Source organism: Agrococcus sediminis (assembly GCF_007923295.1).
Taxonomy (GTDB): Bacteria; Actinomycetota; Actinomycetes; order Actinomycetales; family Microbacteriaceae; genus Agrococcus; species Agrococcus sediminis.
Genome location: NZ_VOIR01000011.1, coordinates 463727 through 477020, shown reverse-complemented (window position 1 = coordinate 477020; position 13294 = coordinate 463727). Strand labels below are relative to the sequence as shown.

Annotated in this window: 1 protein-coding gene; it reads right to left on the bottom strand. The window is 72.6% G+C overall.

All coding sequences use genetic code 11. The features are described 5' to 3' along the window. Positions 1–15: 15 nt before the first annotated feature. Positions 16–13173, bottom strand: a complete 13158-nt coding sequence (locus tag FQ330_RS02690; protein WP_146355001.1) for a DUF7507 domain-containing protein — start codon at positions 13171–13173, stop codon at positions 16–18. Between the last annotated feature and the right edge of the window lie 121 nt (positions 13174–13294).

Here is a 13294-nt window from a genome sequence, read left to right as displayed (position 1 = left end):
GGCTACGGGCGGCGGCTACAGCAGCGGCTCCTCGTCGTCGCGCGCCCGCCGCGAGCGCCACACGAGCAGTCCGCCGAGGAGCAGCAGCAGGGCGGCGCCGCCCGCGATCAGTGGGATCGGCACCTCCATGCCCGTCTGCGGCAGGCCCGTGCCCGGGTGCTCGGGGCTCGGCACGTCGACCGTCGCCGAGGCACCGTCCGTCGGCGGCTCCATGCCGGTCGGGGGCGTGCCCGTGGCGGTCGCGTCGTTCACGACCGTGTCGCCCTCGAGGTCGCCGGCGGTCAGCGCATACGTCGCCGTCGCCGCGACCGTCTCGCCGGGCAGCAGCACGCCCGCCTGGCTCGGCCAGATGTAGGCGATCTCGGACAGGCCCGGCATCGCATCCGCGATCGACACCTCGGTGAGCGTCGTGCTGCCCGTGTTCGTGACCTCGAACGCGTAGGTGATGCGGTCGCCGACCTCGCCGATGGCGCCCTCCTCCACCGCGCCGACCTTGGTCAGCTCGATGCCGGTGGTGCGCGGGAGCTCGGTCGTGGTCTCATCGCCCGGCGTCAGCGGCGCGGGGACGGGAGCCCCCGGTGCCACCGGCGGCGTCGCCGTGCCGGTGGCCGCGTTGTGCACGGCGCCGGCGTCGAGGTCGGCCTGCGTCAGCGCATACGTCGCCGTCGCCGTCGCGACCTCGCCCGGCAGCAGCACGCCGGGGCGCGCCTCGTCGGGCCAGGCGTACTCGATGGTCGACAGGCCCGCGAGCTCGTCGATCACCGCGACGCCCGTGAGCGTCGTCGTGCCTGCGTTCTCGAGCCGGAAGCCGTAGGAGATCGTGTCGCCCACCGAGGCAGGCGCACCGAACAGCGGCGCCGCGTAGCCCGCGGTCTTCTCGAACAGCAGCTCGGAGCGCTGCTGCAGCGGGGTCGTCGTCTCGCCCGGCGCATCCGGCCCGTCCGTCGACGCGAGCGCAGCGTTGCGCACGAAGCCCGCGTCGATGTCGGCCTGCGTCACCGCGTAGGTCGCCGTCGCGGTCACCGTCTCGCCCGGCGCCAGGACGCCGGTCTCGCCCGGCCACGCGTAGACGAGCTCCGACAGCCCCGCCATGGGGTCGTCGATGCCGACGTCCGCGAGCGTGCGGGTGCCGTCGTTCGTCACCACGAAGGCGTAGGTGATGACATCGCCCACCTGCGCGTCGCCCTCAGCGTCGAGCGTGCCCGACTTCGAGAACGTCAGCGAGCCGAAGCCTGGCGTCGGGGTCGTGACGGAGTCCTCGTGCTCGACGGGCCCGCCGCCGGGCACCTGGCCACGGACGACGACCGAGTTCTCGACCGATCCGCGATCGAGGTCGGCCTGGGTGATCGCGTAGGTCGCGGTCGCCGTCACCGTCTCGCCGGGCGCCAGCACACCGGCCGCACCGGGCCAGGCGTAGGCGATGTCGCCCAGCCCCTCGAGCTCGTCGCTGAGGGAGACGCCCGTGAGGGTGACCGTGCCCGTGTTCGTCGCCGAGAACGCGTAGGCGATCTCGTCGCCGACCACCCCTGCGCCGGTCACGGTCGACGACTTCTCGACGTCGAGGGCGCCGCGCTGCTGCGTGCCGACCTCCGCCGAGTCGCCATCGGTGACCGTCTCGCCCGAGGGCGAGGCGGCGGATGCGGTGGCGTCGTTCACGACGCGGCCCGCATCGACGTGAGCCTGCGTGAGCACTGCGCTCGCGCTCGCCGTGACGGCCTGCCCCGGCGCCAGCACGCCGGGCTCGCCCGGCCAGGCGCCGAAGACGATGTCGCTCAGCCCCGGCAGGGGGTCGTCGATGGCCACGCCCGTGAGCGTGACGTCACCGGTGTTGACCACCTGGAAGGCGTAGTCGACGCGGTCGCCCGCGACGCCGACGGCGCCGCCTGCGAGCGTGCCGAGCTTCGCGAGCCGCAGCGACGGATGCCGGTCGATCTCCACCTGCTCGGTCACGGTCGGCTCCAGGGTGCCGCCATCGGGCGTCGTCCCCGTCGCGGTCGCCGTGTTGTCGACCGAGCCGGCGTCGACGTCACGCTGCGTGATCCCGTAGGTCGCGGTCGCGGTGACCGTCTCTCCCGGTGCCAGCGTGCCGCCCTCGCCCGGCCAGGCGTACTCGAGCGGGCTCAGGCCCTCCATCGAGTCGTCGATGGCGACGCCGCGGAGGGTGGTGTTGCCGGTGTTGGTGACCTCGAAGGTGTACGTGACGGTCTCGCCCAGCGCGGGCGCGGTATCCGTCGACGCGGTCTTCGTGAACGCCATGCTCGGCGACTGCACGATCGTGACGACCGCCGTGGCGTCGTCGTCGACCGTGCCCGTGGGTGAGCTGCCGCTCGCGAGCGCCGTGTTGTCGACGCGCCCTGCGTCGACGTCGGCCTGCGTGAGCACGTGCGTCGCGGTGACGGTGAGCGCCTCGCCGGGAGCGAGGCTGCCCTCGGTGGTGGCGCCGCTCCAGTCGAAGGCGAGCGCGTCGGCGGCGAACATCGGGTCGTCGACCGTGACGGTGCCGACCGTGACGGTGCCGTCGTTGACGACGACGATCGTGTAGTCGATCGCCTCGCCGACCGCACCGGTCGAGCCCTCTGGCAGCTCGGCGCTCTTGTCGGTGGTGAGGCTCGGCAGCTGCGGCAGCGGCAGCGTGCTCGAGTCGCCGGCCTCGATCGGCTCGCCGCCGTCGGGGGTGGCGGATGCGGTGGCGTCGTTCACGACGGAGCCCGCGTCGACATGGGCCTGCGTGAGCGTGAGCGTGGCGGTCGCGGTGACCGTCTCGCCCGGCGCCAGCTCGCCCTTGACGGCGGCGGTCGACCAGTCGATCACGGGCGTCGAGACGCCTGCGAGCGCGTCGACGAGCGCGATGTCGCGCAGCGTCACGGTGCCCTCGTTCGCGAGCTCGAAGCGGTACTCGACCGTCTCGCCCACGGCGTCGGCGTCGTTGACGACGCGCTTGTCGAGCGTCAGCAGCGGCGTGCCCTCGAGCGCGACGGCCGCGGTGTCGCCCGCCTCCACGGGGTTGCCCCGCAGATCGGCGGCCGCGACGGTCGCGGTGTTCTCCACCAGCCCGGCGTCGACGTCGGCCTGCGTCAGCGTGTAGCCGGCGGTGGCCACGACCTGCTCGCCGGGGGCGAGCTGCCCCTCGATCGCGGCGGTCGACCAGTCGATGACGGGCGCGCTGAGCCCCGGCAGCGGGTCGCTCAGCACGATCGAGGTGAGCGTGCGCGAGCCCTCATTGGCGATCACGAGCTCGTAGGCGACGGTGTCGCCCGCGACGCTCGCGGCGCCGGCGGTGGCCACAGCCGACTTGTCGAGCGAGATGCCGATGGTGCCGGGCGTCAGGAGCCGCTCGTCGTCGTCGACCGCGATGCGGTCGCCCGAGGGCGGCTGCGCGGAGGCGGTCGCCGCGTTGTCGACGAAGCCGGCGTCGACGTCGGCCTGCGTGAGCGCGTAGGTCGCCGTGGCCGAGACCTGCTCACCGGGCGCCAGCTGCCCCGCGGTGCCGGGCCACTCGCCGAAGACGATGTCGCTGAGCCCCGCCATCGGGTCGGCCAGCTCGATCGCGGTGAGCGTGACGTCGCCGTCGTTCCGCACCACGAGCGTGTAGGTGACCTCGTCGCCCGCGACGCCGGCCGCGCCCTCCTCGAGCGTCGCGGCCTTGTCGAGCACGAGCGCGGGCTGCGTGGTGATCGGCACCGTCACCTCGTCGGTCGGCCGCACGGGCTCGCCGACGGGCGGCGCGCCGACGGCGGACGCGCCGTTGGTGACACCTCCGGCATCCACGTCGGCCTGCGTGATCGTGTAGGTGGCGGTCGCCGTGGCGATCTCGCCCGGCAGCAGCACGCCGGCGTCGCCGGGCCAGCTGTAGTCGAGCTCCGAGAGGCCCGGCAGCGGGTCGCTGACCGCGACGCCCGCGAGCGTCACGTTGCCGGTGTTCTCGAGCTCGAAGCCGTAGGTGACGACCGAGCCGAGCGCCGGCGCGTCGACCTGCGCCTCCTTCGCGAAGCGCAGCGAGGGCGAGGCCTCGAGCGTGTCCGTGACGGATGCCTCGTCGCGCGCCACGACGCCGGCGGCGGCGCCGCTCGGCGCGGTGCCGACGGCGGTCGCGTCGTTCACGATCGAGCCGCGGTCGACGTCCGCCTGCGTGAGCACGTACCGGGCGGTGGCGGTGACGACGTCACCGGGAGCGAGGACGCCCTCGGCGCCCGGCCACTCGCCGAAGGCGATGTCGCCGAGACCCTCGAGCTCGTCGCTCAGCCCGACGTCGGAGAGCGTCACCGTGCCGGTGTTCTCGATCGTGAAGGCGTAGTCGACGCCGTCGCCGGCGCTCGCGCCCTCGACGACGGAGGTCTTCTCGAGCGAGATCGACGGCAGCTGCGCGAACGGCACCGTGTCGGTGGCGGTCTCGCGGAGCGGCTCACCGGCGGACGGCGTCGCGGCCACGACGGCCTCGTTGACGACGCTGCCGGCGTCGACGTGCGCCTGCGTCACCACCAGGCCCGCGGTCACGACGACCGACTCGCCCGGCAGCAGCACGCCCTCGGCGCCATCCCAGGCGGTGCCGGTGATCTCGAGCCCGTCGAGGGCATCCGTCACCTCGACCTCGCGCAGCGTGACGTCGCCGTCGTTCGTGGCGACGATCGTGTAGGGCACGGTCTCGCCGACCACGAAGGCCGAGCCCTCGTGCGACTTCTCGATCGTGAGCGAGGGCGCGGCGCCGAGCGGCTGCGTGTGCGCGGCCTCGTCGCCGACCGGGCCCGCTGTCGCCGTCGTGCCCGTGACGGATGCCTCGTTGACGACCGTGCCGGCGTCGGCGTCGGCCTGCGTCAGCACGTAGGAGGCGCTCGCCTCGACGGACTCGCCCGGCGCCAGCACACCGGCCTCGCCCGGCCACGCGCCGAAGGCGATGTCGCCGAGACCCTCGAGCTCGTCGCTCAGCTCGATGCCCGAGACCGTGACGGTGCCGTCGTTCCTGATCGTGAACGCGTAGTCGATCGTGTCGCCCGTGATGCCGAGCGCGCCATCGCGCAGCTCGCCCGTCTTCTCGAGCGCGACGCTCGCGCGCTGCAGCAGCGGCACGCGGTCGTCGTCGGTCGTCACCGGCGGCGCGATGCCGTCGCGCGGCGGGGCGCCGGTGACGCTCGCCTCGTTCAGGATCTCGCCGGCGTCGACGTGCGCCTGCGTCACCGCGAGCGTCGCGGTCGCCGTGACCGACTGGCCCGGTAGCAGCGTGCCGACGGTGCCCGACGCCCACTCGCCGTAGGCGATGTCACCGAGGCCCGTGAGCGCATCCGACACCGTCACGTGGGTGAGCGTGAGGCCACCGACGTTCTCGACCAGGAAGGTGTAGGTCACGTCGTCGCCGACCGCGAGCGGGCTCGCGGGCGCTTCGTGCGACTTGGTGAACTCGAGCAGCGCGGTCGCGCCCAGGCCCTGCGTGTGCGCGGCCTGGTCGTCGACGGGGCCTGCGGGCGTGGTGCCCGAGGCGGATGCGTCGTTGACGACGGTGCCGGCGTCGGCATCGGCCTGGGTCACGACGTAGACCGCGGTCGCCTCGACCGACTCGCCGGGCAGCAGCGTGCCCGACTCGGCCGGCCAGTCGCCGAAGACGACCTCGCCGATGCCGGGCAGCGCGTCCTCGAGCTCGATGCCCGAGACCGTGACGTTGCCGTCGTTCGTGATCGTGAAGGTGTAGGCGATCTCGTCACCGGCGTTGCCGATGCCGGCGAGCTCGCCCGTCTTGAGCAGCTCGATGCTGGCGATGCGCTCGAGCGCGACGCGATCGGTGTCGCTGTCGCTCGGGTCGTCGCCCCGAGGCGCGGTCGCCGTCGCGGATGCCTCGTTCACGATCTCGCCGGCGTCCAGGTGGGCCTGCGTGACCGTGAGCGTCGCGGTCGCCGTGACCGACTCGCCGGGCAGCAGCACGCCCTCGGCGGCCGGCCACTCGCCGTAGGCGATGTCGCCCAGGCCCGGCAGCTCGTCGGTCACCGAGACGTCCTCGAGCGTGAGCCCGCCGGTGTTCGTGACGAGGAAGGCGTACTCCACCTCGTCGCCGACCGCGAAGGTGCCAGCGGTGTGCGACTTGTCGATCTCGATGGCGGAGACCGAGCGCAGCTCCTGCGTGTGCTCGTCCGCGTCGGAGACCGGCTGGCGCGTGGGCGTGAGCCCCGAGGCGGTCGCCTCGTTGTCGATGGAGCCGCGGTCGGCGTCCGCCTGCGTCACCGCGTACGTCGCGGTGGCCGTGACCGACTCACCGGGAGCGAGCACGCCGTCGATGCTGGGGAACGGGCCGAAGGCGATGTCGCTGAGGCCCTCGAGGTCGTCCGCCAGCGCGATCGCGGCGATCGTGACGTTGCCCTCGTTCTCGATCTCGAAGGTGTAGGTCACCGTGTCGCCCGCGTTGCCGACGCCGCTCGTCAGCGCGCCCGTCTTCGTGAGCGTCAGGCGCGGGGTCGCGGCGAAGGGCACCGTGTCGGTGTCGTCCTCCTCGAGCACGACGCCCTGCGGAGTCGTGCCGACCGCTGCGGCGGTGTTGTCGATGCTGCCGGCGTCGACATGCGCCTGCGTCACGACGAGCGTCGCCGTCGCGGTGACCGACTGCGTCGGTGCGAGCACGCCGGTCTCGCCCGGCCATGTGCCATAGGCCAGATCGGACAGGCCCTCGAGCTCGTCGCTCGCCTCGACGCCCGTGAGCGTGAGGTCACCGGTGTTGGTGACCACGAACGAGTACTCGACGGTGTCGCCGACGGCGTAGTCGCCCGCGGGGTGCGTCTTGTCTATCGACAGCGCGCCGACGGCGGGCAGCGGCTCGACGTGCTGGGCGCTGTCGCCGACGTCGCCGGCGGTCGCGGTCGTGCCGGTGGCGGATGCCTCGTTCACGACCTGGAGCGCGTCGGCGTCGGCCTGTGTCAGCACGAGCGAGGCGGTCGCGGTGACCGCCTCGCCGGGCGCGAGCACGCCGGGCTCGCCCGGCCACGTGCCGAACGCGATGTCCGTGAGGCCCGCGAGCTCGTCGCTCAGCGCGATGTCCGAGACCGTCACGTCGCCGTCGTTCGTGATCGTGAAGGTGTAGTCGATGCGGTCGCCGGCGACGCCGTCGACGAGGTCGACGAGCTCGCCATCCTTGACGAGCGAGAGGCTCGGCGACTGCGCGAGCACGACCGTGTCGTCGTCGGTGGCCGACGGCGTGGGCAGCGTCGCGCGCGGCGGCGTGCCGGTCGCGGTGGCCTCGTTCTCGATGAGCCCGGCGTCCACGTGCGCCTGCGTCACCGTGAGCGGTGCGGTCGCCGTGACCGACTGGCCCGGCAGCAGCGTGCCCGCGGTGCCCGACTCCCACTCGCCGTAGGCGACGTCGCCCAGACCCGGCAGCGCATCCGCCACCGTCACGTCGGTGAGCGTGACGTCGCCCGTGTTGGTGACCAGGAAGGTGTAGGGCACGACGTCGTCGACGCCGAAGCCGGTGCCGGTGTGCGACTTGGCGATCGAGAGGCCGGGTGCGGCGCCGAGCGGCACGGTGGCGTCGTCTGCGTCGGCCACGGGGCCGGCGGTCGCGGTGTCTCCCGTGACGTCGGCGGTGTTGTCGACCCGACCCGCGTCGGCGTCGGCCTGCGTGACCGCGTAGGTCGCGGTGGCGGTGACGACGTCGCCCGGTGCGAGCGTGCCGGGCTCGCCCGGCCAGAGCGCGAAGACGGGCTCGCTGAGGCCGTCGAGCTCGTCGGTCAGCTCGAGCCCGGTGACGGTGACGTTGCCGGCGTTGCGGATGCTGAACGCGTAGGTGATCACGTCGCCCGCGACGCCGGTCGCGCCCTCGGCGAGCGCGCCGGTCTTGACGAGCGTCAGCGCGGGGCCCTGCAGCAGCGCGACGGTGTCGGTGTCGGTGCCGCTCGGGGCCGGGCCGCGGGGCGCGGTGGCAGCGGCGGTCGCGACGTTGACGATCTCGCCCGCATCGAGGTGCGCCTGCGTCACGGTGAGCTGCGCGGTCGCGGTGACGCTCTCGCCGGGCAGGAGCACGCCATCGGCAGCCGGCCAGTCGCCGTAGGCGATGGCGGTCAGGCCCGGCAGCTCGTCGGTGATCGAGACGTCGCTGAGCGTGAGGCCGCCGGTGTTCTCGACCACGAAGGCGTAGTCGACGACGTCGCCCACGGCGAGGCCGTCGGCCGTGTGGGTCTTGTCGATCGTCAGAGCGCCGAGCGAGGCGAGCGGCTGCTCGTCGGTGTCGGTCGCCTCGACCTCACCGTTCTCCTGCGTCGAGCCCGTAGCGGTCGCCGAGTTGTCGACCGTGCCGGCGTCGGCGTCGGCCTGCGTCACCGCGTAGCTGGCGGTCGCCTCGACCGACTCGCCCGGCGGCAGCTCGCCCTCGGTGCCCGGCCAGGTGCCGAAGGCGATGTCGCTGAGCCCCTCGAGCTCGTCGGCGAGCGCGATGTCGCGCACGGTGACGGTGCCGGTGTTCGTGATCGTGAACGTGTAGTCGATGGTGTCGCCGGGGTTGCCGATGCCGCTGAGCGCGCCGTCCTTCACGAGCGTCAGGCTCGCCGTGCCGGGCAGCGGCACGGTGGCGTCGTCGGTGTCGGTGACCGGCTCTGCGTTGTTCGGCGGGGTGGCGGATGCGGTGGCCTCGTTCACAACGCCGTTGGCGTCGAGGTCGGCCTGCGTCAGCGCGCGCTCGGCGCTCGCCGTGACCTGCTCGCCGGGCGCGAGCGTGCCGGGCGCGGCCGTGTCGGGCCAGGCGCCGAAGACGACACCGGCCGGGAACATCGGGTCGTCGATCGAGACACCGGTGACGGTGACGTCGCCGGCGTTGCGCACGACGAAGTCGAACTCGACCGCGTCGCCGACCGCACCGGTGGCGCCGGTCGCGAGCGACGCGTCCTTCGTGAGGACGATCGACGCGTCGGTCGAGAGCTGCACGTCGCCGTCAGCGCTGTCGGAGACCGGCTCGCCGCGAGCCGGGGTGCCGGAGGCGGCGGCGGTGTTCTCGACCAGGCCGCGGTCGACGTCGGCCTGCGTCACCGCGTAGGTCGGGGCAGCGGTGACCGACTGCCCGGGCTGCAGCGTGCCGGGAGTGCCGGGCCAGACCAGCGTGAAGCCCGCCAGGCCCTCGAGCTCGTCGGTGAGGGTGACGCCCGTGAGCGCCACGTTGCCGGTGTTCTGGGCGACGATCGCGTAGCTGATCGTCGCGCCGGCGACGCCCTCGCCTACGAGCGTCGGGGTCTTGGTGACCGTGATGCCCGGAGCGGCGGGCAGCTCGACCCGCTGCTCATCGGAGGCGCTGGCGCTGACGCCCTCCTGCGTGGAGGCGAAGACCGAGGCCGCGTTGTCGACGAAGCCGCGCTCGATGTCGGCCTGCGTCAGCGCGTAGGTCGCCGTCGCGGAGCCCGACTCGCCCGGGGCGAGCGTGGCGGGCTGCTCGGGGTCGGGCCATGCGCCGTACTCGATGGCGCTGATGCCGGGGAGCGCGTCGACGAGGCTGATGCCGGAGAGGGTGAGCGGCCCGTCGTTGACGATGTCGAAGTCGTAGGAGATCGTGCTGCCCACGACGGCGCCGCCCGTGAGCGCGCCCGTCTTCGTGAGGGCGATGCTGGGCTCGACGACGATCGGCAGCGAGTGGTCGTCGATGACGCTGGTGCTGGCGCCATCCGGCGTCGTGCCGGAGACGATCGCGGTGTTCTCGCGCGTCAGCGCATCGACATCGGCCTGCGTGAGCGTGTAGGTCGCGGTGAGCTCGACCGTCTGGCCGGGCAGCAGCACGCCTGCGGCAGCGGGCCACGACTCGGCGGTGGGCGTCGAGAGGCCTGGCAGCGGGTCCTCGACGGTGACGTCGGTGAGCGTCGTGTTGCCGGTGTTCGCGACCAAGAAGGTGTAGACGACCTCATCGCCCGCGATGCCCTGCGCGCCGTCTGCGAGCGTGCCGGTCTTCTCGAGCGAGAAGCGGGACGTCTGCGGCACGAGCACGCGGTCGTCGTCGGTCGTCACGGGGTTCTCGCCTCGCGGCGAGGTCGCGGATGCGGTGGCGACGTTGTCGACGAAGCCGCGGTCGATGTCGGCCTGGGTCAGCGTGTACTGCGCCGTGCCGGTCGCCGACTGGCCGGGCAGCAGCGTGCCGGCGGTCGCGGGCCAAGCGATGGCGACGGGCGCGTCGACGAGGTCATCGGCGACCGCGACGTCGCTGAGCGTGATGTTGCCGGTGTTGGTGACGGTGAAGGCGTAGTCGACGGTGTCGCCGATCTGGCGCATGCCGGTCTCGAGCGAGCCCGACTTGTCGAGCGCGAGCGCCGGACGGGAGACGATCGGCACGATCGCCGTGTCGTCGTCCTCGACCGCGGCGCCCTCGGGCGAGGTGCCGCTCACGACGGCCGTGTTCTCTGCGCGACCCGCGTCGCGCTGCGCCTGGGTGACCGACCAGGCCGCGGTCGCGGTGGCGGTCTCCCCGGGTGCGAGCGTGCCCGTCTCGCCGGGCCAGGTGTAGCTGATCGTCGCGCCGCCGAGATCGGCGTCGTCGAGCGCGACCTCCGTCAGGGTGACGTTGCCGCTGTTCAGGATGGTGAAGGTGTAGTCGATCCGGTCGTCGGCGACGCCCGGTCCGCCGAGCACGAGCGTGCCGGCCTTGGCGAGCTCGATGCCGGGCTCCTGCTCGAGCGAGATCGTGAACGAGTCGCTGTCCGTGGCGTCCGCGAGACCGCCCGGAGGGGTGCCGGACACGTTCGCGGTGTTGTCGAGGCGACCCGCGTCGACCTCATCCTGCGTCAGCTGGTGCGTCGCCGTGAAGGTCATCGACTGCCCTGCCAGCAGGGTGCCGGGGTCGCCGGGCCACTCGCCGACCACCTGGATGTCGTCGGCCGCGAAGAGCGGGTCGCTGACCGTCACGCCGGTGAGCGTGGTGTTGCCGTCGTTCGTGACGACGAGCTCGTAGACGACCGGGTCGCCCGCGACGCTGCCGCCGGTGAGGGTGCCGCGCTTCTCGATGTCGATCGAGGGCTCCCGCTCGACGACGACGCGGGTGCTGCCCTCGTCGCTGATCTGCGGGCCCGTCGGCGGCATGCCGACGACCGTCGCGGTGTTGCGCACCTCGCCCGCATCCGCCTGCGCCTGCGTCAGCGGGGCCGTCGCCGTGGCGGTGACGGTCTGCCCGGGGGCCAGCTGGCCGGGCGTGCCCGGCCAGGTGTACGCGAGCGCGCCGAGGCCCGGCATCGGGTCGCTGATCGCGACGCCGGTCAGGGGCACGTTGCCGGTGTTGCGCGCGGAGAAGGTGTAGACGATCGGGTCGCCCGGCATGCCCTCGGCGAGCACGCCGGACTTCAGCAGCTCGAGCGCGGGGAGGCTCGGGATCGGGTGCGTCGCGCCGTCGAGCGCTGCGACCCGGTTGCCGGAGGCATCCGAGCCCTCGACGCGGGCGTTGGCGTTCACGACCGAGCCGCGGTTCACGTCGGCCTGCGTCAGCACGTAGGTGGCGCGAGCGATCACGGTCTCGCCCGCCGCGAGGGTGCCGGAGGGGCTCGCGGGATTGCTCGACGTCGCCCAGTCGATGGCGAGGCCCTGGAGGCCGGCCATGTCGTCGGTGAGGACGATGCTCGTCAGCGGGCTGGTCCCGGCGTTGCGCACGACGAAGGCGTACTCGAGCGTGTCGCCGGCGCGTGCGGTGTAGTCGGCGCCGGGCGAGACGCGCTTGTCGAGCGCGATGTCGGTGTACTGGATCACCGAGGGGTCATCCTGGTCGCGCACGGCGACGCCGCCGGAGGTCTCTGCGCTGACGGTCGCGACGTTGGTGTAGCCCTCGAAGACGGGCGGCCCGAGGCACTCGTAGGAGACGGATTGGCCGGTCGCGAGGTCGCCGATGACGCGGTCGCAGGCGGTCGCCCAGGGGTCGCTCACCCGCACGTTCCGCAGCGGTGCGGAACCCGTGTTGCTCACCACGATCGTGAAGGTCGGGATCTCTCCCTCGACCAGCTGCTGCAGGTCGTCATCACCGTTGACGCTCTTGTCGACGGTGACGGCACCCACGGGCACCGAGAGCGCGACCGACTGCAGCATGTAGGAGTCGCCGGTCGTGCCGAGGACCAGCTCTGGCTGCACCTGCCCCGTGCCGATGGCGGTGAGCGGCGCGTCCACCACCGTCATGCTCGCGTTGTAGAAGCTGCCGGTGGACGTGCCCTGGTACCGCACCGACGACGCGGTCGAGCCCGTGCCGATGTTGTCTGTCACGCCTGTCGGTGAGGTGATGCGCGTTCGCGCTCCGCTGGGGCCATTGCGGTACTCCGCGTAATCGCCCACGATCGCGGCATCTCCCTCGCCGAGGGAGAAGCTGGCGCGCGTGCCGGGGGCGACGGAGTTGAACGTGCCGAACGGGACGGTCAGCGGGACGTCCGATGATGCGAGACGCGCGTGGCCGTCAGAGAGGATGACGTTGCGCGCAACCGTGCCCGGGTCGTTGGCGCTGTAGCTGCCGAAGTCGTACACGAGCGACATCGACCAGCCGCCGAAGCAGCCGTGTCCTTGCGCGAGCCACAGGTCTCCGACGCTCACCAGCTGCTGCGATCCAGCAGGAAGGCCCGCGAGCAGCGACGTCACGTCGGCTCGGCCCGAGTAGTAGTAGGACTCGTTCGTGTTGACGGTCGGCTCCGTCGTGAACGTCGCGCCAGAGACGACCTGCACCGGGCCCGTGCCGACACGGACGCGCGGCATGCGGTCGCGGTACGAGCCAGTGGGCACCGAGCCGGTGACGCCGGCGTTGGACGAGCATCGCGCGCCCGTCTGGCCCTGCACGACCCCGGTGTTGCCCATCCAGTAGAGCTCGGCGCGCACGACCCTCGAGCCGGCGGGGATGGTGACCCGCGCCTGGCTCGAGTTCGAGCCCATCGCCGCGGAAGCCCCGACGTTCACCATGGTGAGGTAGTCGTTGTAGTGGACGCGGGAGGTGCCAGTACCGCTCACCGTGCCGTTGTGCAGGCCGGTCGGGGTATCGCTGCGCTGAGAGAGGGTCGGGGTGGAGGCGACGAGGTTGCCGTTGCCGATCATCACGTAGTCGCCGTTGACGATCTCGTCGTAGCTCGACGTGATGGGCTTGATCACGGCCGCCTCGGCCGCCACCGCGGGCGTGAACACCACGGCGGTCGCTGCGAGCAGCATCGTCAGGCCGGCCGCGATCGGCTTCGTGATGGAGCGGCAGCGGGGCGTGCGGGCGCGAGGGAGCATCGAGTCAGCAATCTTCGTTGGGGAGAGAGCACGGGCGGCGGCGATGGCACGCGGCGGGCATAACGACTCGAGAGTAGTTCAGACTTGCGGAAACGTAAGCAACGTTTTCGGCAACTGTACT